This window comes from Micromonospora sp. NPDC051227, from assembly GCF_044455385.1.
Taxonomy (GTDB): Bacteria; Actinomycetota; Actinomycetes; order Mycobacteriales; family Micromonosporaceae; genus Micromonospora.
In genome coordinates this window covers 175,551-196,974 of record NZ_JBITET010000005.1, presented here as the reverse complement: position 1 = coordinate 196,974, position 21,424 = coordinate 175,551, and the positions used below count along the sequence as shown (strand labels likewise).

Here is a 21,424-nt window from a genome sequence, read left to right as displayed (position 1 = left end):
CTGAGATGCGGAACGGTAATCGTTTTCGCTAAGTATCGTCTAATAGCGAGATGACCACACATGCATGTGTCGTCCCCGCAGCGCTCGGGACCGGGCGGTCGGCCCTCAGACCATGGCCGCCAGGGCCGCGTGCCTGCCACATCGCCAGAGGATTCCGGCCTCGCCGAATCCGGCCTCACGAGCGGCGGTGGCATGCCATGACGCCGGAGCGGTGAACTCGGCCGGCAGCCGTTCGCCGAAGATCTCCGCCCGCTGCGCGAGCAGCGGCCGCAGCACCTCCACCTCCCCGATGTCGCTCCACCACTGCGCCCAGGCCAGCTCCGCGGCGGCTTCGTTCGGGGCCGGGTTCAAGGCGGTCATCAGGGATGGGAGTCCCTCGTCGGGCATGAGGTCCGCGACGATGAGCAGCCCACCGGGCGCCAGGCAGCGGCGAGCGTCGTCGTAGAACCCACGCACCTGGGATGGCGTCAGGTAATGCAGGGTCATGACCACCGTGACCAGGTCGTGGCCGCCACCCGCGCGGTCCACCCAGCCCGGCGTCGACAGGTCACCCTCCAGCGCCCGCACCTCGCCCGCCAGGGCACCGCGCGCCAGCGCGAGCAGCACTGGATCGATGTCCATGAGGGTGATCTCTGCGTCGGGCCACCGCCGAGCCATCCGCTCCGCCAGCAACCCGGGGCCGCCACCCAGATCGAGAACCCGGTCGGGCGCCCCGCCGTGAACAGCCTCGGCGACACGGCACAGCGTCACCTCAAGGCTGGCGAGGTGCGGCACGAATTTCCCCATGACCTGGGACCATGTCTCGCGCCACCGGACGATCTGCGTAGGGTCGAGCACCGCGCCGGGCGCGCCGGTGGTCGTTGCCATGGGTGTACTCCGGGGACGACGCGCGAACGGGAAGCCATACGATAACGGAAGCCATTTCCGACAGGATAGGTGATCCGAGACGGCAGAAACGGCATATCGCGGTGCGTGTCGGTCAATCCTGGTCGAGCTCCGCCAGGACCGACAGGAGCCGGTCCACCTCCTCGGCGGTGTTGTAGACGTGCAGGCTTACCCGTACGGATGCCGTCTTCTCGCCCTGGTCGCCCTGGCAGTGACCGTCGGCGCGAACCAGTAGTCCGCGCGCGGCCAGGATGAACCCGAGGTCGTTCGAGCCGATCAGATGGTGGCGGAAGGCCACGATGCCCTGGCGCTGCTGCACCGGAGCGTCGGCGGCCAGGCTGCTCTGACAGCCCAGCACCTCAAAGTTGGACAGCGTGCGCAACCCGTCGGTGAGCCGCGCGCCGAGCGCGGTGTTCCACCGTGCGACGCGATCCAGGCCGGCGGCGTCGAGCCAGTCCAGCGCGGCGACCAGGCTGATGATGCCACTGGTGTTGGGAGAGCCGTGCCAGCCGGCCGGCGCGTACGTCGGACCGCGCTGATTGCGCGCCCAGATCGCCCCGGTGCCCGGCAGCGCCATCGCCTTGTGCCCGGAGAACACCACGAAGTCCACGTCGGTCGTCGCGGTGGACAGCGGCAGGTGCCCCACGCCCTGCGCGGCGTCCAGGCAGATCGGAACGGTCGGTCCGGCTGCCACGCGCAGCCTGTGCACGTTCATGTCACTGCCGTAGACGTGATGCACGTGGGTCACGGCGATCAGGCGCGTCCGATCGTTGATCATCGCCGTGAGCCGGCCGGTGTCGTAATCGTGGGCGGCGTCGTAGGGCATCGCGCGCACCCCGATCGAGGCGCCCTGACGACGCAGCAGCTCCGCGGCTTCCAGCCAGGGCGCGTTGTTGGCGGCGTGATCGGCGAACGGCACAATGATCTCGTCGCCGTCGCGCAGCTGCGGGGCGAGCCAGTCACGGGCGATGGCGCGCAAACCCTCGGTGGTGCCGCTGACGAAGTGCACTCCGGATCGCTCCGGCTCCGGATCGTCGAGGAAGCCGCGCAGCCGGTCGCGGGCCTGCTCGATGCGGGTGGTCGTCCGGTTCGCCCACGGGTACGTGCCCCGGGCAGCGTTGGCGTTGCCAGTCGTCAGGTAAGCCAGGACAGCGTCGAGGACGGCCTGCGGCTTCTGAGATGTGGCGGCGCTGTCCAGGTACGCGACATCGGGGTTGGCGGTGATGAGCGGGAACTGGTCGCGCAGCTCCTCCTGCCACGGGCGCAGCTCGTCGAGAACATCCATGTCAGTCGCGCACGAGTTCGGCGCCGGCGTCACGCCAGGCGATGATCCCGCCGTCGAGCGAGCGCACGTCCGGATGACCCATCCGGGTCAGCAGAGCGGCGTACCGGGCTGACTTCTCCCCCACCGGGCAGACCAGCAGCACCGGTTGGCGGCGACCGAACGGCAGCCCACCATGCAACAGTTCAGCGAAGAGTTCGTCGACGATGTTGATCGAGCCGTCAATGTGCAGCGCCTGGTACGCGAACGGGCTGCGCAGGTCGACAACAAGCCCTCGGCGCCCGGCGATCCACCGCTCGGCTTCCGCGACACCCACCGTGGCCGCCTGCCGCACGTCCGCGTCGGTCACCGTGCGGACGGAGTTGCGCCGCGGCGGCCGACCGAACAGCTCGGGCCGCCGCTCCCGCAGATAGCTCATGTAGCTCTCGACGCGGTCACAGACGATGAAGACCGCTGTCCGGCGCGCGGTGAGCTGCGCGTCGATGCCGCGCAGATGGCGTACGGCACCCTGGTAGGCGCCGCCACCGGTCGGCCCGGCGAGCGTGCCGCAGCGGCGTACGAGAGTCAGCAGACCATCGATGGCGTCGTCGGCGGTGATCGTCTCCACCGTGTCGTAGACGTCGGGGTCGAAGAGGCCGACCTCGTGCACCTCGTCGATGGTGCGGATCCCCGGGATGAAGTCGGACTTGTGCGCCACCAGCCCGACGACGCGCACGTCGGGATTGTGCTGGCGCAGGGCCGTCGCCACCCCGGTGGAGGAGCCGGCCGTTCCGACGCAGGCGATGAAGTAGTCCGGGGCTCGGCCGTCGAGGTCCTTCACGATCTCCGGGCCGGTGCCGTTCAGGTGCGCGTCGACGTTGAGCTCGTTGAAGTACTGGTCGGTGTGCAGGTAACCGCCGCCCGATCCGGCGAGGCGGTGGTACATCCTGGTCAGCGGGTCGTCGATGTCGGTGGGGTCGAGGCATTCGGCCTGCCCGGGCAGCTCGTCGATCTCCGCGCCGAGTAGCAGCAGCAGGTCCTTGATCTCGGCGACCTTCATGCGGTTGGTGACGCTCTTGAAAGTGAGCCCGTGCATCCCGGCGATGACGGCGAGGGCCTTGGCCGTGTTGCCGCTCGACAACTCGACAACGGTGTCGCCGCGCTCAACGGCCTGAGTGAGCAGGGGTCGGGCCATGTTCCACGCGGCGCGGTCCTTGAGCGAGCCGAACGGGTTGAGCAACTCCATCTTGGCGTACAGGTCGATGTTGCGTAGACCGTGCACGGCGGGGTCGATGCGCACCAGCGGGGTGTTGCCGATGGCCTCGGTCATGCTCTCGAACCTCATGGTGCCTCCGCACGATGGTGAACGGGCCAGTACTGCTCGTCGAGGCACCATCGCCACGCGCCGTCGTCGCGGTACAGCGCGACCTTGCGGCCGATCGGCTGGCGCAGCGCGTGCGTGGCGCTGAAGTCCATGAGGTAGCCGGCGGTGTTGACGAAGGCCAGCAGGTCGCCGGTGCGGGGCCGGGACGGCAGGAAGACCTTGCGTCGGGTGATGAGATCCGCTTCGAGGCAGAGGTTGCCGAACAGGTACACCCCTGCGGGCCCCGGAGCGGCCGGGGTCGTCCGGTGCACGACGACCGGGTCCATCAGCACGCCGTGTTCCTCAAGGCTGACATCACGTGCGTTGCAGTCCAGGCGCACGATCGTGTCGCCGTTGGCCTCGTCCCGGACCTCCAGAACGCTGGCCAGGACCAGTCCGCACTGGTCGAGCAAGGCCCGACCCGGCTCGACGTGCAGGTCGTACATGTTGTCCAACAGCAGTGTGCCGAGTGGGCGGCGCTGCTCGGGGGCGGTTGTTCGCAACAGCCGATTGAGGTACGCGGGTCCGGAGACGGGCCGGTGAGCGGGGTACAGGTTCAGCGACCCCCGAACGTGGTCACCTTCGGCGCGCAGCCCGTAACCGTGCCCGTTCCAGGTCAGTGGCGCTCGCTTGCCGAGCACCGCCTCGGTCAACGCGGAGGTGTACTGCTCCCACTGTGTGCCGTCAGCGAGGTAGTTCACGCCGAACCCACCGCCGATGTTCACCGACCATGGCCGCAGACCGCGTCGACGGCATTCGTCCAGCGCGCCGAGGCAGCCCTCCAACGCGACAGCCTTTTCCGGTAGCCCGATCGTGTCGAGGTGAAACGCCACTCCGACCAGATCCAGGGCGTCGGCGTGTTTCTCGATCGCGTCGAGAACCTCGCTCGCTGCGGCGGCCGACACCCCGAAGCGGCTGCGGCGACTGCCGAGCTGCACGCCTGACGAGGTGAAGCCCGACAGGCGTGCCATCACCCGTACGCGCGGCAACGACCAATCCGTGACCAGTGCGGCGAGCACCGCCAACTCGCCGACCGAATCAGCACTGACGGTGACTCCGGTGCGGGCGCACAGCCAGAGGAACTCCTCGTTCTTCGGCCCGGTCGCCATGATTCGCTGCGGTACGAAGCCGGCACCGAGCGCGTGCTGCAGCTCGGCGAGCGACGCCACGTCGATGCCCGCGTCGGTGGCGGCGAGTTCACGCACCAGGGCCCTGGATCGGTTGGCCTTGTGCGCGTAATAGATCTGGCCGGAGAGGCGGTGGTCGGAAAGGATTGAGCGGAATGCGGCGACGTTGTCGGCCACTTGCTGTGGAAGAATCACGCCGAGTGGAGATCCCATCGCGTCGGCTAACTGTACCAACAGGACGGTTTCGTCGAGCGCCGACCGCAGTGTCGGATCAATTTGCGGAGCCAGATAAAGGGGCAATGCGACTCCTCAGCTGAGTCGTGGCGCCACGGACGCCGCCACCCCTCTCACCGAAAACCCTTCGTGACGACGGCCTGCTTCAACGTAACCGATGTTCCGACGCCCGCCAAGAGGCGGCAGACGAGCGACCGGACACCTCGCCGTCACATATACGAGTGCGCATATGTGACGGTGGTCGTCAATATATGGGTCGACAATCCAGCAGACCCGACGACCACGACGCGAAGCAATGTCTTCTCTTGCTGCACCGGGCCACGCTGAACACTCACTGCAGGCAATACCGGCGCGCGGCTCAGTCTTCGGCGCAGGACGCGCAGATGCCCAGCAGCACCCTCACCTCGGCACCGAGACCGCCACGCCTCCCCTGATCCGCCCACCGGAGGTACCACGCTCTTGGGCGGATCGATGAAATGATAACCAGTTCAAGTTAGTCCCCGGTTCGCCGCCCCCGCTGGCACCGCCCACCCGAAGGTTTCGCCGTCCTCTCACCAGCGATGTCAATCCGCGAGTGCCCCACGGCGGAGGTCGGAGCTGGTGGCACTGGTCGGCGCGCGGCGCCTACGAGAGGTAGGCGCCGCGCCGATCGGATCCGCCACGGCACACGCGTCCTACCGGGGCGGATATCGACAGTGAGTTGGCAGATCAGATGTGGTGGAACGGATCAGGGAAGGACTTCGAAGGTGAAGGTCTTGGCGCCCGAGCTGACGGTGGCCCCACTGGAGGCGAGCGTGCCGTTGACTTCGAAGGTGAGGGCGTAGGTGCCGGCGGCGTCGAAGCCCCAGTTGACGTGGGCGTGGGTGTTGTGGTTGACGTTGAGGCTGTCGGGCAGGCCGTTCCCGCTGTCGAAGAGCACGGTGGGGGTGCCGCCGGAGACGGTGTAGATGCTGAAGCCAGCGGGGCCGGAGACGCTGGTGAGTTTGAAGGTGACCCGGTTGTTCTGGAAGATGCCGCTGGGCACCTCGGCGGTGTTCCACCCAGCCCAGAGGAGTCCGGCGGTGCTGGACTGCGGCAGGACCCACGCCTGACCGCCGGTGCCGAGGAAGGACCAGGCGGAGCTACCGGGCGCGGTGATCTTGGCGGTGCTCGGCACTCGGAAGAGCACGTCGGCGGGATTGCGTTCGACGTTGGTGGTGCCGGTGCCGTCGAGGACGTTGACGGTGAGCGCGCCGGCGGTGTAGTCGACGTCGATCACGTCGACGTGGCCGCTGGAGAGCACGACCGGTGCTGCGGCTACGGGCGCCGCGGTGCCGACGAGCAGTGCGCCGGTCAGGAGGAGACCGGCGAAGAGCCGGTTGCGGGCACGCACGGCGTTCACGCCTTGACCGTGAAGCGGAGCGTGGCGGGGGCGGAGGTGACCTGCTGGCCGGTGGCGGCCAGGGTGCCGGCGGCGCGCACCGTCACGCAGTAGGTGCCGGCCCTGCCGAACGCCCAGTTGGCGTGCGCGTGGTCACCCGCCGTCACAGTGATGGCGTCCGGGAGGCCGTCACCGCTGTCAGCCAGGATGGTTGGCTGACCGACGGCGTTCTCGGTGTAGATGGCGAGCTGGCCGGGGCCGGTGACCGACTGCACGGACAGCGTCAGGGCATCGCCTGCGAAGACGCCGGCTTCGATCTCCTCGGCGGCGATGCCCGGCCAGATCAGGTTGGTGTTCTCGATCTGCGGCAGGACCCAGACCTTGGAGACGCCTGGGGTGCCGAGGAAAGCGTAGGCGGGGTCGGCGGGGACGGTGACCTTGGCTTGGCGCTTGACGATCAGCTTGACCTCGTCGGCGCCGTACTCGATGTCGTTGTCCTCGTCGTGGACGCCGACCTCCAGCGTGCCGGCCTCGTAGGCCACGTCGACGAGGTCGAGATGGCCGGTGTTGAACACCACGGCAGAGGTGGTGGCGGCCTGGGCGGGCAGGGCCGTGGCGACCAGAGCCACGCCTAGGACGCCCGACGCCAGGAGATGACGGATGGTGCTACGCACGAAAAGACTCCTCTCGACGCGAGGGTCCCGAATGGACCAACGCTTATTGAAAATGATAGTCGTTTCGCTTTGCCTGCGATAGGGCTGGACGAGGGCTCGGATGTGCGTCGTCGAGTTCGTGCCCGCCAGGGCGTCGCCACCGTCGGGTCAGCAGGCCGTGTCGCGGGGCGAACAGCCAGGCGGCAAGGAAGACCGCGGTGGCGACCAGGACGATGGTGCCGCCGACCGGTGTGTCGTAGCTCCAGGACAGGTACAGCCCGACGGTCGCCGAGACGCCGCCGATCAGCGGGGCGAGCAGCATCATGACGCCGAGCCGGTCGGTGAGCAGACGGGCTGCCGCCGCGGGGGTGATCAGCAGGGCCAGGACGAGGATGTTGCCGATGGTCTGCAGGGAGATCACCACAGCCAGAGTGACCAGGACGTAGAGCACGATGTCGAGCCAGAAGACCGACAGCCCCATGGCGCGCGACATCTCCCGGTCCAGGCAGACCGCGACGAATTCCTTGTGCAGGGCGAGCACCAGGCCGAGGATGACCAGGCCGGTGCCCCCGACGACGTACAGGTCCCGGTCCGGGATGCCGGTGATCGAGCCGAAGAGGAACTGCTGCAGCGATCCCGCGTATCCGGGGGCCTGCGAGATGATCACGATACCGAGAGCGAACGCGCCAACCAGGAAGACGCCGATGATCGAGTCCTCCTTGACGCGCCGGTTCTGCGAGAAAATGGCGATCAGCAGGGCGGTGGCGACACCGGCGACGGCGCCACCGAGCACCAGGCTGCCCTGCAGGACGAAGGCGACCGCGATGCCCGGAAAGACCGCGTGTGCCACGGCGTCGCCGATGAACGCCATGCCGCGCAGGACGACGTAGCAGCCGACGACGCCGCAGACGATGCTGGACATGACCGCGATTGCCAGTGCCTTGGGCAGGAACGCGAGGTCGGGGTTGAGCAGGTCGGTGAGGAAATCGGTGATCGACATCAGGTCGCCCTCACGAGCTTCAGCAGTGGGGAGGTCGCGCTCACCCCGAAGGTCCTCGTCCACGGCTCGGCGTCCTGCAGGTCCGCCGGCTGCCCGTCGGCGATGATCCGACCGTTGAGCAGGACCAGACGGGTGCAGGAGTCCACCGCCGCGACGAGATCGTGGGTGGTCATCAGCACCGCACGGTCCTCTTTCGCCAGGCTGGTGAACAGGTCGCCCAGCAGTTCCTGGGTGGGCATGTCGAGTCCGGTGAAGGGTTCGTCCAGCAGCAGGATGCGCGGGGCGAGGGCGAGGGCTCGCGCGACCAGGACGCGTTGACGTTGCCCGCCGGACAGCTCACCGACCGGCCGGCGGCGCAACCCGGTCAGATGTACGCGGTCCAGTGCGTCGCCGACCGCTCGCCAGTCGGTGACGCCAGGTCGGCGCAGCAGGCCGATGCGGCCGGTCCGGCCGCTCATCACGGCCTGTTCGACCGAGATCGGGAAGTCCCAGGTGAACTCGTGACGCTGGGGCACGTAACCGATTTCAGACCGGCCGGGACGCGCCGGCTTGCCGTCCACTGTCACGGTGCCGCCGCGGGTGCGGGTCAGTGACAGGACGGCACGGAGCAGGGTGGTCTTCCCGGCGCCGTTGGGCCCGAGCAGCCCAACCAGTTCGCCCCGGTCCAGGTGCAGCTGGATGTCCCGCAGGACCGGCCGGCCGCCGAGGTCCACGTCCAACCCTTCGATGTCGAGTGCTCTCACCGCTGGCCCTCCGACCGTGCGGTGGCGCGTTCCTGTTCGGCCCGGCGCTTCGCGCCGCGTCCGCGTAGCAGCAGGAGGACCAGTCCGACGGCGAGCAGGGCGGCCGCGCCTGCCAGCGCGATGAGCAGCAGTGTCGTGGGCCTGCCGACTGGCTCGTCGTCTGCGGTCCGTTCCTCGCCGGTTGGTGCCTGCCCGGCTGCGGTGGGGATGTCCGCGGTGGCGGCAAACGCCTCGTCGGCGCTGGTGGTGTCGCCCACGGCGAAGCGCAGCGTGCGGGTCGCCGAAACCGTCTCCCCGTTGATCAGGTCGGCCGACGCCCGGACGGCGACCAGGTAGACGCCGGGTGCGGTGAACACCCAGTTGGCGTGGGTGTGGGTGTTGACCTCGGCCCAGAAAGGCTGCGTGGTGGAATCGGCGGAGCGCCACAGCGGCTGTGGTGCGGCGAAGTTGCCCGACTGCAGGTAGGTCGTGAGGTTTCCCGGTCCCCGGACGCCGAGCAGGGTCAGGGTGACGCCACGGTCGATGGTCTGCATCACCCGGGGGTCCTGGGTGTTCCAGCCGAGCCAGACGACGTCGGAGTTCTGGACCTGCGGCACCACGTACACCCGCTTGCCGGCGTCGACGCCGAGGAAGGCATACGCCGGGTCGTCGGGAACGGTCTGCAGCGCGGCGTCGGAGACCCGGAGCAGGGCCTCGTCGGGGTTGCGCCACACCGGTCGCGCCTGCGTGCCGTCGTGAATCAGCAGTGTCCACTGGTTGTCGACGTAGCGGGGGCCGATGTCGACGTGTCCGGTGGCGAGTTCCGCCCGGCCGGTGGCGAGGGGCTGGTCGGCGGCGATCGACTGGCTGAGGCCCGGTGTCGGCTCCTCGGCCCGGGCCGGGGTCTGCGTCGTGGTCAGCACGATCACCGTGGCCACCGCGCATCGCAGGAAGGCGGTGGTCGTACGGGGGCGGCGTAGCGCCCGTCCTGCCGTCACTGGCTCCTCCATCACTTGTCGGTGGTCAGGCAGTCGTGCAGCGATTCGGCGTTGAACCGCATCATGTCCGCGTAGGTGGTGACGCCGCGGTCGAAGGTGTCGCCGTAGATCGCGCAGACCCGCAGCCCTTCTTCGCGGGCCACCTCGGTCAGGGTGGTGGATCGGGCCGCCAGGTTGGGTTCCAGGAACACGGCGGGGATCTTCAGGTTGCGAATCGTCTCGGTGAGCCGGCGGCGGTCGGCGAGGCTCGGCTCGGTGGCGGGGTTCGGGGTGACGAAGCCGGAGATCTGGATTCCGTACGCCTGGCCCAGGTAGCCGAACGCGTCGTGGGTGCTGACCAGGTGGCGTCGCGACTGCGGGATGCGGGCGATCGTGTCCCGGACCTGGGTGTCGAGCGTTTCCAGTTCCCGGATGTAGGCCGAGGCGTTCCTGCGGTAGTCCGTCGCGCCCTGCGGGTCGACGCTGATCAGGGTGTCCCGGATGAGCTCCACATAGGAGATCGCGTTGCGGACGTTCTGCCACAGGTGCGGGTCAATTTCACCGTGCACATGCTTGCCGAGCACCGCCTGCGGAAGCTGGTAGACCTGGGTGCCGGGTCGACCGAGGAACCGGAATCTCCGGTCACCGGGTATCTCCAGCAGCGCCTTGTTCGGCACCTCGATCACGGTGTTGGCCGGGTCGTACACCCGCTGGTTGGCCTCGCCGCTGCCCTCTGGGTCGGCGAACAGGTAGAGCCGTCGCTCGTCGAGGTCGACCGTGACGTCGGCGTGCCCCGAGTTCAGCACCTCCGCGCGCGCCATGCCCGGCACCGAGTGCGGGTCCACCCCGACGGCGAAGGTGAACACCTGCTCGCCCAGTGGGACAGGGGCGGTTTCGGGGGTGACCGCCAGTTGCGCCCGCATGGTCAGCCGGTAGATACCCGGCTTGGTGAACGCCCAGCTCATGTGCGTGTGCGCGTCGGGTGGGAGCGTGGCGGTGTCGTCCCGGTAGCCGTTGGCGGCGTCGAACCCGTCGCCCGAATCGACGTAGAACGACGGGTTGCCGAACGACTCGGTCAGGTACCCGAGCATCCGTCCCGGACCGTTTACGGCAGTCGCTGTGAGTAGCACGTCGGAGGAGCGGTTCGCGCCCTGCGCCGCACCGGTGCCGCGTACCCGCATACCCAGCCAGATGGTGTCCAGCGACACGTCCTCGACCAGCGGGATGATCTCCGCGGCGTACTTCACCGCACCCTCGGCCAGCGAGATGCTCGGTACGCCGTCGCGCAGGTTCGCGTCCAGCGCCTTGATCACCGCCTGCTCCTCCAGGAGCAGGTAGTTGCTGAACGCGACGTCGGCGTAGACGACGTCGCGGACGTCCCGCAGTGACGGCTCGTAGCTGTGCGGGTCGGCGCTGTCCGGCACCAACGAGCCGACGGCCACCCGCTCCCCGCCGACGTTGCTCACCAGGTCCCGCAGGATGCCGGTGGTCGTGATGACCTGGACCCGGTCGTCGTTGGGGCTCAATGCCACCTCCGACCGGCAGCCGGCGATCAGCCCCACGATCAGCAGCGGCAGGATCGCCTGCCGCAGCCGTGGCGCGACCAGCGGACTCACGCGTCTGCCGTTGCGAGGCCGGCGCGGCGGCGGCGGGTCAGCAGCACCAGCAGCACCCCGACGCCGACGAGAACCACGCCGGCCGCGCCGGCCGTCAGCACCCAATCGGTGCCGGTTCGCGGAAGACGGCCAGTACCGCCCCGGTCGTCCCCGTCGTTGTCCCCGCCACTCCCGGTGCCACTGCCGGAGCCGAAGCCGCTGTTCGGGTCGGTGCTGTCGCCGACGGCGAGGGTGAGTGTCTTCGTGTCGGTGACTGTTTTGCCGGCGCTGGTGGTCCCGTTCATCTGCACGGTGAGGCGGTACAGGCCGGGCTTGCTGAACGCCCAGTTGCCGTGCGCGTGGGTGTTCAGCGGAACGCTCAGTTGCTGCGGGAACGCCTTGGTCGAGTCGAACAGCACGTCGGCCTTGCCGAACGAGCCGGTCAGGAAGAGAGCGAACCGGCCGGGCCCGTTGACGCCCTTCAGCGCCCAGGTGACGTTGCCCTTGATGCCCGACACGACGGATTCGTGCTGGGTGTTCCAGCCGGGCCAGACGATGCCCGCCTGCTGCGACTGCGGCAGCAGCCACACGGCGTCGCCCTGCTTTCCGAGGAAGTCGGCGCCGGCGGGCACCGTGATCTTCGCATTGTCCTTGACCTGCAGGACCACGTCGGCGGTCTCCCGCCAGACGGGAGGGCTGGTCCGGTCGTCCTTGATCCGGATCGTCCACCTGTCTCCGGACAGTTGGGGGCCCATGTCGACGTGCCCGTCCGCAATCACCTGTCGGGCACCCGTGGCGGTGGTGGCCGCCGCCTTCGCGGCCGCCGCCGGTGGGGCTGCGGCGGGCTTCGGCGCAGCTGCGGGCTTCGGCGCAGCCGCGGGTGCGGCTAACGCGCGCGCTGCCGACTGCTCGTCTGACCCCGGCACCTGCTTGGCCGGAGGAGCAAGCGGCGCCTGCTCGACCGGGCTGATCGCCGGCACGCGCACCCGGTACGTCGCCTCTGCGCTGGCCTTCTGGCCGGAGCGCAGGGTGGCTGACCCGGTCAGGGTCAGCCGGTAGTCACCGGCCGCGTCGAAGGCCCAGACCAGGCCGCCGGTACGTGTCGCCACCGGCAGCTGCACCGTCCGCTTCAGGCCTGGGCCGCTGCCGAAGAGCGGGGTCGCCGTGCCGAGGCCGGACAGGGTGTACGCGGTGAACGTTCCCGGCCCCTCGACCGAGTGCAGGGTGAGGGCCACCGTGTCGTCGGTGACGACGCCGGGGCGTACCTCGGTGGTGTCCAGCGCTGGGAACCGGGTGTCGCCGGCGGACAGTGACCACACGGCGTGCCCCGGCGAACCGAGGAAGGCGAAGGTCTCGCCTGCCGGCACTCGGCCAGCCAGCCCGCCGTCCGGGCCGAGCACCACCTCGGCCGGGTCGTGTCCGGCCGCGTCGCGGGACACCTGTGTGGCGTCGCGCAGCCGCAGCGACATCGAGTCACCGTTCAGGGCGACGGACACCAGGTCCGCGCCGGCCGCGGTGACCGCCGCCGGTTCCGCGGCCGCCGGCACACCCCCAGCGGCCAACGCCAGTACGGCTAGCGCAAGACCGGCGGCGCCGGCTCGCATGGTTCTCATCCTCATTGCCTGCTCCCCAGACGGCTTCGTAGTAGTTCATCGAGGTGGTGTCGCGCCGTGACGACGTGACTCGGCGGCGTGTACGCCGCCCGACGGGATCGAGAAGGCCGGCGCGGCACCGTCGGTTCGGCACGGCCGTGTCATCGCTCGTCCTTCACCGTGCGGTCGATGTCCGGCTGTCGGTTGTGGTGGCCAGGTTCGCCGCGATCGACGTCCGGCACCGGGCGATCCGGCGGCCGGCTGTCGCCACTGGGCCGCGGGCTCACACTGACTGCGGCATCTCGGTTGTCCGGGGTCAGTTCGGTCTCCCGGCTGGCCTCTGCACGACCCTCCTCCCGGGCGGCGGCTACCGCCCGGACGATCTGTCGGGCCCGCCGCCGACGGGCGGCGATCAGCGCCCAGCCGACGACGGCGAGCAGGACCAGCAGGGCCGTCTGCGGCCAGGGCACCGCCCAGACGGGGACCCGCGCCGTGTCGACCGCCGGCTGCGGGTCGAGGACCTGGTCGCCCACGGCGGTAGGTATGACGGCGGCGCTCACGGTCAACCGGAACAGTGGCGGTACGCCCGTCATGCGTATCGTCGTGGTCAGTTCGCCGCCGGGCAGGATCTCCGGCAGGGCCGGCGCGTCGACCGAGCGCCGACCGAGGCCGAACGGGCCGGAGGCGGCTAGCGTGGGCTGCCCGGCGAGCCGGACGTTGCCGGTGTTGCGGACGGTGAAGGTGGCGGTGAGCGTGCCACCGGCGAGGGGATTGGGCGAGCCGGTGTGCCGTACCCGAAGGTCCTCGACGGTCAGCGCCGGTTGCAGCTCGCCGGTCACCCGCAGGTAGATCCGCGCGCCGACCCGGTGGTCGACGGCGACCTGGTTGCCCTGCGCGTTTGCCGTCGTGGCGGCGAGCGAGGCGACGATCCCCCCGGCGTGGTCCCCGGGCGTGGCGTTGGCCGGCACGGTGAGCGTGAACGGGATGTCCAGGCGGGACGTGGACGGGATGGTCACGGTGGCGCCGGTGAAGCGGACCCAGGCACCGACGTCGGTGGGCTTCTGACCACCGGCCAGCAGGTCGAATCCGCCCTGCGCGGTGGTGAACGCGTCGCTGGCGTAGAGGTTCAGGGTCAGCGGGCGGGCCGAGTGGTTGGTGACCGCGACGTAGTCGGTCAGGGTGGCGCCGGAATCGAGCTTGTACGTGAACGCTGGCCGGCCGTTCGGGCCCTTCGCGCTCGACGGCGCCACTCCCCACGTCACGGCAGATCCCGCCGACGGCGCAGGAGGCGACGGCGTAGGCGGGGCCGCGGCGAGCAGGGCGATGCCGGTGGCGATGGCGGCGAGCAGGCGCATGGCGGGGATGAATCCGTTCCTGGATGCGAGGGGTGAGGCGGGGTGGGCGGGTCGCGGCAACGGCCCACCCACCCCGCGACCATCTGGTGACCCGGTTCAGCGCCGGGCCACCGGACAAGTTCGGGCGATCAGATCGCGGTGAGGGTGAGGGTCGCGGTATAGGTCCCCGCGGCCGTCTCGGTGGGCAGGCTCAGCCGCAGGCCCGCGCCCAGTTGCGCGGTGCCCCGCCCGGCGCCGCCCGGCGCCGTTCCCAGCACCGCGCTGTTGCCGAGGCCGCCGCCGGCCCCGATGACGTACGGCGCAATCTCCGGACCAGCGACCACGCCCTGCCCTGAGCCCTGGGCGATCACCCGAGGGCTCCAGCCGAGGTAGCCGGAGCTGAACGTCGCGCCGTCCGGCCCGGCGAAGTCCGCCGGGATCTGCCCGGACGCGCCCCATCCCGGTCGGCCGGCGCGGGTGTCGGTCACCGTGACCGGGCGGAGTTCACCATTGCTCTCCCACCGGTCACCACCTGCGGTGAGCTGCGCGGGTGGCAGCACCACCGCACGGTCGTCCGGGTTGACGCTGATGACCAGAGAACCCTGGGTCTCGTCGATCGACGCGGTGATCGTCTGCGAGGTGCCCGGCTCCTGCGGCGGGAACGCCACCCAGAGGGCAACCGGTTCGCTGGTCGCTACCACGTCGTGGGCGTCGCCGTACAGCTTGACCACGTACTCGCAGGCGTTCAGCTCCCGGGTGGCGGTGAACGAGTAGCTCGCGCCCGCCTCACCCGCGATGATGCTCCAGTCGTCCGTGCCGGGGCACCTGCTGAACCAGTGGTAGTGGTCCAGCTCGGTCTGCGGCGTCTGCACGGCGTTGAGAGTCACCGTGTCGTTGGGTTGGTACTCGTCGGCCATGCCGCCGACCGACAGGCTGACCTCTGGCCCACCGCCGGACAGCTCGCCGACGACGAACGAGTAGTCGACCGGCCCGGTGCTGACCGTCGTGCCGTTGGTCAACGTCGCGTCGGCCTGGAACGTCAGCGTGTAGCTGCCCAGCGCGCGAAACGCCCAGTTGGAGTGCGCGTGCGTGTGCACCGGCACGTCGATGGCGTCGGGCAGTCCGTCGTCGGAGCGGAACTTGATGATCGGACCGCCGAACGAGTCCTGGGTGAACAGCGTGACGGTGCCCGGCCCCTGCACGTCGACCAGGCTCAGCCGCACCTTGTTCCCCTCGAACACCCCCGAGTCGAGCGTCGTGGTGTTCCAACCCGGCCAGAGCAGATTCGGATCCTGGGTCAACGGCAGCAACCAGACCTGGCTGCCCGCCGGCCCGAGGAAGGCGAACCGAGGATCGTCCGGTACGGCCATCGCTGCCTCCGGCAGAACCTGGAACGACACGTCCGCCGGGTCCCGCGTCACTGAAGGGCTGACCGTGTCGTCGTTGACCTTCAACGACAGCGCTCCACCCTCGTAGTGCACGTCGATCGCGTCAGTGTGCCCCTTGGACAACACCACCTTCTCGGACGCCGACGCAGCGGTCGGCGCGAGCACCGTGCCGGCGACCACCACCGCCCCGGCAACCAGGGCCGCGAAACCGCGAGCCCTCAAAATTGCACTCATACTTCCCCTTTCAGCACCGCGCGTACGTGCGCGCGGTGGTCCATGTGGTGACGTCACCACGACGCCTTGCGCACCCCTGGCAGCTCGCCACGTAGGGCCAGCTCGCGGAAGCGCACCCGGGACAACCCGAACCGGGTCAGCACCCCGCGCGGGCGCCCGTCGATCTGGTCGCGCGAGCGCAGCCGCACCGGGCTGGAGTCCCGCGGCAGCCGGCTGAGTCGACGCACCGCCTCGGCGCGTACCTCCGGGTCGGTATCCGGATGGGCGACCATCCGCTTCAGCTCCGCCCGCCCCTCGGCGTGCCGGGCTACCAGTTCCTCGCGGCGCGCCTGCCGATTGACCAGGCTCTTCTTGGCCATCAGCGGGCCTCGCGGAACTCGACGTGGCGACGTACGACCGGGTCGTACTTGCGCAGGACCAGCCGGTCCGGGTCGTTGCGGCGGTTCTTGCGGGTGACGTACGTGTAGCCGGTGCCGGCGGTGCTGCGCAGCCGCACGATCGGTCGCACGTCGGTCTGGCGGGCCATCAGAGCTTCACCCCCCGAGCGCGCAGCTCGGCGACGACCTTCTCGATGCCCTTGCGGTCCACTGTCTTCAACGCCTTCGTCGTCAGGGTGAGGCTGACCCATCGCCGTTGCGACGGCAGCCAGTAGCGGTGGTTCTGCAGGTTCGGGTTCCACCGGCGGCGGGTGCGCCGGTGGGAGTGGGACACGGCGTTGCCGAAGCTCGGCTTCGCGCCGGTGACGTCACAACGTCGGGACACAGTGAACGCTCCCTTGCTCAAGTTGAACGATAACGACAACGGTTTTCAGTTCTACATCACCCGTTCGGTCAGACCCCACCCCGGGTCGTTGCCAACGAGCTCAGCCGGGACCGTCGCGCCCGCCGGACCGCCATTCGCTTCGCCAGCCCTCGTGTGCCTAGAATGACAATCGTTTTCAGTAAGCGTCGAGAGGAGTGCGATGTCGTCGTCACCACAGGCCCCGACCCACGTCGTGACAACGGACGCGGATACCCGCCCCTCGTTGACGGTGCTGTCCGGGTTCTGGCCAGCGGCGACCTTCGCCGTCGCCCGGGCGCTGCTCGCCGCCGACGAGTCACTGCTGCTGGTGCGCCACGACCTCACCGGGATCCGCGACGGCGTCGTGCGCCGCGTGGTGCGCTCCAGCACAGGCATCATCGAGGACGAGCAGGTCGACCTGAGGCACGGCTGCATCTCCTGCACCCTGCGCGAAGACGTGCTGCCCACCCTCGTCCGGCTCGCCCGCAGCCATCCCGGCCACGATCTGGTGCTCATGCTGCCCGAAGTGGTGGAACCCGAGGCTGTCGCCGCCGCCTGCGCCCACTGCCTCGTCGACGGCGCACCGATCACCGACCTCATCCGCGTCGACTCCTACGTGACCGTCCTCGACGCCGAACACCTGCTCGACGGTCTCGCCAGCACCGACGACCTCACCGCACTCGGCATCCAGGCCGCAGACGACGACGACCGCGCGCTCGCCGACGTCGTGGTCCGTCAGATCGAGTACGCCGACACCCTGCTGCTCTGGGGACAGTCCCGAGAAGGCGCCTTCGACACCAGCCGGCTGTCGGTCCTGCTGCAGCGGATGGCGCCGTGGGCGGTGCACATCCGCGTCGACGATGACCGCGTCGACGCCAGCACGCTGACCTGCCAACTGCGCCACACCCACCGGCACCGACCGGAGACCCCCGGGCTGCTCGCCCGCGGCCTACAGGGCTACACGCTGGGCACACACGAGCCGGAACCCGACTGCGGCGTGGTCTCCGCCGTCTTCCGCGCCCGCCGCCCGTTCCACCCGCAACGCCTGCACGACGTCCTGGAAGACGTCAACGCCGAGATGATCCGTTCCCGAGGCCACCTCTGGCTGGCCAGCCAACCCGACGCCGTGGTGGCGTGGGAGTTCGCCGGTGGCGGTCTGGCCATGGGCTCGCTCGGACACTGGCTGGTCAGCCTGCCCGAGGACCGCTGGGAGCACGTCGAAGACCAACGCCGCCTCGCTGCCGCCCTGGACTGGGACCCCTACTACGGCGACCGCCACCAACACCTGGTCTTCATCGGCCTCGACGTCGACCCCGTCGAGCTGCACCGCACCCTCGCCCACTGCCTGCTCACCGACGGCGAACTCGCCGACGGCGAAGAAAGCTGGCGCACCTACCACGACCCGTTCGCCGGCTGCTTCCCCCTCAACACGGAGGAGCTGGACGACACCGACACCGACACCGAAGGAGCGCAACCCTCATGAAGCCCGGAATCCACCCCGACTACCGACCCGTCATCTACCGCGACAAGAGCGCCGACTTCGCCTTCCTCACCCGCTCCACCGCCACCAGCGCCCAAAGCATCGAGTGGACCGACGGCAACACCTACCCCGTGATCGACGTGCAGATCTCCTCCGCCAGTCACCCCTTTTGGACCGGCAAGCAGCGCCTGCTCGACACCGCGGGCCGAGTCGAGAAGTTCCGCCAGAAGTACGCCCGCCGCGGGCCGCAGGGCACGTGACCATCGGTGTGCCCGTCGGCTGGACCGACCGGCGCCGCACCTGGTGAGGGCCCGCCCGGCACGACCGGTTCTGGCACCTGACGGTCGCCCGCGAGCTGGTTGCCCCGGCGACCGGCTCGCGGTTGACCGTCAGAGGCGGGAAGACCCCCGCCATCACCCGGTCGCGCCGCTGCGCTGACATCCCCGCCGAGACAGCCCTGCGGTAGACGCTCGGCGCTCGAACACCTTGACCCTCGTGTTCGACCGCCCACCGCTGGTCATCAACAGTCCCCCTCGTTCTCCGAGAACGCCAAGCCTGGGGGTGGTACCGCCACCGCCGTCGAGCGCCCGCTGGCGCACGTGTCCGCGTACTGTCTCGTCGCCGACGCAACCGGCGACCAGGAGACGCTGCGGCCAGTTTCGTCAGTGGGTAACCCGGCTCCCGATCCCGCCGCTACCGGGTGAGGTCAGAGTGGTTGACTTGGTCAGACCTGAACCGGCTCGCCGTGTTCGTGCAGGTCGCTCAGGTCCCAGATGGGGAACGGGTCGGGCAGCGCCCGCCAGGCATCCTCTCCGGCGGCGATCTCGGTGTCGGTGAGCAGGCAGTCGCTCAGGGCGGCCCGTAGGCCCTGACCGTCCAGGTCGATACCGATGAGGACGAGTTCCTGCTGCCTGTCCCCGAAGACCGGATGCCAGCGAGACTCCAGCTCGATCCGCTCGTCGGGATCCTCGGGCCACTCCCCGGAGACCAAGACGGGCACGCCGACCGGATCGCACCGGCCCGTAGGACCGGCCTGCGACCACAGTGCCTGCACGCCCGGGCGGCTGGCGAGCCACAGGAATCCCTTCGACCGCACCACACCGAACACATCCAGCCCGCCGGCCAGCAGGTCCCACAGTCGCTGCGGGTGCATAGGCCGATGGTCGCGGAAAACAATGCTGGAGATGCCGTACTCCTCGGTTTCCGGCACGTGCCCGCCGTTGAGCTCGGCGACCCAGCCGGGCGCCGTCTCGGCCCGCTCCAGGTCGAACCTGCCCGTGTGCAGGACCTCTGCCGGGGCCACCCGGCCGTGCACGGCACGGACCTGTCGGGCGGCCGGATTCAGGCGGGTCAGTAGTGCCTCAACCAGCGCCAAATCCTCCGGGGCGACCATGTCGATCTTGTTGACCACCAGCACGTCGGAGAACTCGATCTGGTCGACCAGCAGGTCGGAGACACTCCGATCGTCTCCCTCGTACGCGGCCAGCCCACGTGCTTCCAGCGTCTCCCCCGCCTCGATGCGGGCCCGCAGGCCCGCCGCGTCGACCACCGTCACGGTGGTGTCCAGCCGAGCCAGGTCATCGAGGACCTGCCCGTTCTCTACGCCGAAGGCGAAGGTGGCGGCCACCGGCATCGGCTCAGAGATACCGCTGGACTCGATCAACAGGTAGTCGAAGCGACCCAGCCGAGCCAACCGGGCCACCTCGTCGAGCAGATCATCGCGCAACGTGCAGCAGATACAGCCATTGGTCAACTCGACCAGCCGCTCCTCCGTCCGCGACAAAGCCGCGCCGTCACGCACCAACGCGGCGTCAATGTTGATCTCGCTCATGTCGTTGACGATCACCGCCACCCGCAACCCGTCACGGTTGGCCAGCACGTGGTTGAGCAGGCTGGTCTTACCCGCGCCGAGGAACCCGGACAGCACTGTCACCGGCAGCCGGCCCGTCACGGCTGATCCACCACCTGACGCCCCTTGTACAGGCCGCAGTGCGCACAGGCGCGGTGCGGCACCACCATCTCCTTGCGCGGACACGGGCAGGGCGTCAACTGCGGCACACTCGCCTTCCACTGCGCGCGACGGTGGCGGGTGTTGGACCGGGACATCTTGCGCTTGGGCACGGCCATGAAGGATCTCCTCACCGAGGGGGGTCACCCAAATGCTAATGGTTCCCATTTTCGATTAGGTGGTCGGGTGCCTGAGGGCGCACCCCGCATGATTTTCTGGCTGAACACGCCGGCCCGGCAGACCACTGACCGGACAGGAAATCTGTTGCTGGCTGCGCCCAGCCACGCCGTGCGGACACCGAAGACCGCGAGGCAACCGCAGGTACCACACTCCGCTGCGGTTCACCTGATGGATGAGCGGCCTCATGAGCGAGGTAAGTGCGAGAGCGCGCCCATGCCTGTTGGCCGCAAGCGCTCTTGCCGCTCGGGTGGAAGCCGGCCGGCGCGACGCCAGGATAGGACGCCGCGCCGATCGGATATCCGCCGTGACAGAAGTACCCCCTCCTGCGACGGATATCGACAATGGTAACGAGTTGCAGGGAAGTTGGAAGAGGGTAAGGTGCTGGCGCAGCTTGGCGACGTCGGCGGCCAGGACTGGGAGCTGCCCTCCAGTACGCCCACGAGCTTCGTCGACGCGACGCGGCCTGGGTCAGCCCACGTCGAGGCGCTCGGCTGCCACCGACCGACCAGGCCGGGTTCTTCCGGACTTCCCGCCCTGGCCTCAGGAGACGATCCGTCGATCGCTCAGCGAACGCATTCGGCGCAGGTGCCGAAAATCTCCAAGGTGTGACCGACGTCGACGAACCCGTGCTGCGCGGCAACCTGGTCGGCCCACCGCTCCACGGCCGGACCGGCCACCTCGACCGTTCGCCCACAGTCTCGGCAGACCAGGTGGTGATGGTGTTTGCTCTGGCTGCACCGGCGGAAGAGTTGTTCGCCGCCCGGCAGTCGAGTCGAATCGATCTCACCGGCATCCACCAGCAGCTGCAACGTCCGATAGACGGTGGTCAGGCCGACGCCCGCCTTACGCGCCAGCAGCATCTGGTGCAGTTGCTGCGCCGAGTGAAAGCCCTCCACCTCGCGCAACAGCGCCAGCACCTCTGCCCGCTGTCGGGTGTTCCGGGTCACATTCGGCATCGCCTGGTTCACCGTGGCCGCCATCCTCCCGTGATTTCAGGCGCCGCCGGCCTACCGCTTCCGACATGTCGCCTCGCTGCCCGTCGGACCATTATGCGTCGTCGCGCATGTACGCCGCCGCACCATCTACCCACCCCACCTCCTTGCCGTTGCGGGGCAGTGCGAATCAGCCCGTGGCGGAAGGAGCGCGACCCACCGGGGCGCGGTAATGAAAACCGGAACGAGTACTGATAAGGCAGCATAAGCGACAGGGCGGCAACGCCGACGGAACGCGGTCTCCGCAGGCGACCTGCTG

General features: G+C 69.2%; 21 protein-coding genes. 2 read left to right on the top strand and 19 right to left on the bottom strand.

Translation table 11 applies throughout. The features are described 5' to 3' along the window. Nucleotides 1-105 precede the first annotated feature (105 nt). The 16 genes from ACIA47_RS15760 to rpmB form a co-directional block, all read right to left on the bottom strand. Nucleotides 106-867 (bottom strand): methyltransferase domain-containing protein, encoded by a 762-nt coding sequence (locus ACIA47_RS15760; protein ID WP_396708483.1) that lies wholly within the window; start codon nucleotides 865-867, stop codon nucleotides 106-108. A gap of 112 nt (nucleotides 868-979) precedes the next feature. Continuing rightward, nucleotides 980-2,170: an aminotransferase class V-fold PLP-dependent enzyme gene (locus ACIA47_RS15755; protein ID WP_203117993.1), complete on the bottom strand. Its 1,191-nt coding sequence runs from the start codon at nucleotides 2,168-2,170 to the stop codon at nucleotides 980-982. A gap of 1 nt (nucleotide 2,171) precedes the next feature. After that, complete coding sequence (locus ACIA47_RS15750; protein WP_203117995.1) at nucleotides 2,172-3,491, bottom strand: pyridoxal-phosphate dependent enzyme; 1,320 nt, start codon at nucleotides 3,489-3,491, stop codon at nucleotides 2,172-2,174. Beyond that, entirely contained in the window at nucleotides 3,488-4,849 is a 1,362-nt protein-coding gene (locus ACIA47_RS15745) for a Y4yA family PLP-dependent enzyme (protein WP_238410411.1), read from the bottom strand. Before ACIA47_RS15745 ends, ACIA47_RS15750 begins: the two co-directional genes overlap by 4 nt. A gap of 748 nt (nucleotides 4,850-5,597) precedes the next feature. After that, nucleotides 5,598-6,242 (bottom strand): choice-of-anchor M domain-containing protein, encoded by a 645-nt coding sequence (locus tag ACIA47_RS15740; RefSeq protein ID WP_396708805.1) that lies wholly within the window; start codon nucleotides 6,240-6,242, stop codon nucleotides 5,598-5,600. Nucleotides 6,243-6,247: 5 nt separating this feature from the next. Next, nucleotides 6,248-6,904, bottom strand: a complete 657-nt coding sequence (locus ACIA47_RS15735; protein WP_396708480.1) for a choice-of-anchor M domain-containing protein — start codon at nucleotides 6,902-6,904, stop codon at nucleotides 6,248-6,250. Between the two features lie 43 nt (nucleotides 6,905-6,947). Then, nucleotides 6,948-7,883, bottom strand: coding sequence for an anchored repeat-type ABC transporter permease subunit (locus tag ACIA47_RS15730; RefSeq protein WP_203118008.1), 936 nt, complete (start codon nucleotides 7,881-7,883; stop codon nucleotides 6,948-6,950). Continuing rightward, the gene (locus ACIA47_RS15725) at nucleotides 7,883-8,596 is read right to left on the bottom strand and encodes an anchored repeat-type ABC transporter ATP-binding subunit (protein WP_396708803.1); all 714 of its coding nucleotides are present in this window, start codon (nucleotides 8,594-8,596) and stop codon (nucleotides 7,883-7,885) included. Before ACIA47_RS15725 ends, ACIA47_RS15730 begins: the two co-directional genes overlap by 1 nt. A 26-nt stretch (nucleotides 8,597-8,622) precedes the next feature. Further along, a complete protein-coding gene (locus ACIA47_RS15720; protein WP_396708478.1) occupies nucleotides 8,623-9,603 on the bottom strand; it encodes a choice-of-anchor M domain-containing protein in 981 nt (326 codons plus the stop codon). Nucleotides 9,604-9,614: 11 nt separating this feature from the next. Next, on the bottom strand, nucleotides 9,615-11,198 hold the full coding sequence (locus ACIA47_RS15715) for an anchored repeat ABC transporter, substrate-binding protein (RefSeq protein WP_396708476.1): 1,584 nt from the start codon (nucleotides 11,196-11,198) through the stop codon (nucleotides 9,615-9,617). Beyond that, nucleotides 11,195-12,796, bottom strand: coding sequence for a TIGR03773 family transporter-associated surface protein (locus ACIA47_RS15710; protein ID WP_396708474.1), 1,602 nt, complete (start codon nucleotides 12,794-12,796; stop codon nucleotides 11,195-11,197). The genes ACIA47_RS15715 and ACIA47_RS15710 overlap by 4 nt, the downstream gene beginning before the upstream one ends. A gap of 134 nt (nucleotides 12,797-12,930) precedes the next feature. Further along, nucleotides 12,931-14,124, bottom strand: coding sequence for a WxL protein peptidoglycan domain-containing protein (locus ACIA47_RS15705; protein WP_396708472.1), 1,194 nt, complete (start codon nucleotides 14,122-14,124; stop codon nucleotides 12,931-12,933). 128 nt (nucleotides 14,125-14,252) lie between these two features. After that, the gene (locus ACIA47_RS15700) at nucleotides 14,253-15,725 is read right to left on the bottom strand and encodes a choice-of-anchor M domain-containing protein (protein ID WP_396708470.1); all 1,473 of its coding nucleotides are present in this window, start codon (nucleotides 15,723-15,725) and stop codon (nucleotides 14,253-14,255) included. Between the two features lie 53 nt (nucleotides 15,726-15,778). Then, on the bottom strand, nucleotides 15,779-16,084 hold the full coding sequence (rpsN, locus tag ACIA47_RS15695; RefSeq protein ID WP_396708468.1) for a 30S ribosomal protein S14: 306 nt from the start codon (nucleotides 16,082-16,084) through the stop codon (nucleotides 15,779-15,781). Beyond that, nucleotides 16,084-16,251, bottom strand: a complete 168-nt coding sequence (gene rpmG, locus ACIA47_RS15690; RefSeq protein WP_013287204.1) for a 50S ribosomal protein L33 — start codon at nucleotides 16,249-16,251, stop codon at nucleotides 16,084-16,086. The genes rpsN and rpmG overlap by 1 nt, the downstream gene beginning before the upstream one ends. Continuing rightward, nucleotides 16,251-16,487 (bottom strand): 50S ribosomal protein L28, encoded by a 237-nt coding sequence (rpmB, locus tag ACIA47_RS15685; protein ID WP_203118037.1) that lies wholly within the window; start codon nucleotides 16,485-16,487, stop codon nucleotides 16,251-16,253. Before rpmB ends, rpmG begins: the two co-directional genes overlap by 1 nt. A 199-nt stretch (nucleotides 16,488-16,686) precedes the next feature. Between rpmB and ACIA47_RS15680 the strand changes: the two genes are divergently transcribed. Both ACIA47_RS15680 and ACIA47_RS15675 read left to right on the top strand, forming a co-directional pair. Further along, nucleotides 16,687-17,988, top strand: a complete 1,302-nt coding sequence (locus ACIA47_RS15680; protein WP_396708465.1) for a CobW family GTP-binding protein — start codon at nucleotides 16,687-16,689, stop codon at nucleotides 17,986-17,988. Then, the gene (locus ACIA47_RS15675) at nucleotides 17,985-18,245 is read left to right on the top strand and encodes a type B 50S ribosomal protein L31 (protein WP_203118054.1); all 261 of its coding nucleotides are present in this window, start codon (nucleotides 17,985-17,987) and stop codon (nucleotides 18,243-18,245) included. The genes ACIA47_RS15680 and ACIA47_RS15675 overlap by 4 nt, the downstream gene beginning before the upstream one ends. A 464-nt stretch (nucleotides 18,246-18,709) precedes the next feature. Here the strand turns inward: ACIA47_RS15675 and ACIA47_RS15670 are convergent, their stop codons facing one another. The 3 genes from ACIA47_RS15670 to ACIA47_RS15660 form a co-directional block, all read right to left on the bottom strand. After that, nucleotides 18,710-19,936: a GTP-binding protein gene (locus ACIA47_RS15670; protein WP_396708462.1), complete on the bottom strand. Its 1,227-nt coding sequence runs from the start codon at nucleotides 19,934-19,936 to the stop codon at nucleotides 18,710-18,712. Continuing rightward, nucleotides 19,933-20,112: a 50S ribosomal protein L32 gene (gene rpmF / locus ACIA47_RS15665; protein WP_132340382.1), complete on the bottom strand. Its 180-nt coding sequence runs from the start codon at nucleotides 20,110-20,112 to the stop codon at nucleotides 19,933-19,935. The genes ACIA47_RS15670 and rpmF overlap by 4 nt, the downstream gene beginning before the upstream one ends. 624 nt (nucleotides 20,113-20,736) lie before the next feature. Continuing rightward, the gene (locus tag ACIA47_RS15660) at nucleotides 20,737-21,153 is read right to left on the bottom strand and encodes a Fur family transcriptional regulator (protein ID WP_203118058.1); all 417 of its coding nucleotides are present in this window, start codon (nucleotides 21,151-21,153) and stop codon (nucleotides 20,737-20,739) included. Nucleotides 21,154-21,424: the final 271 nt, after the last annotated feature.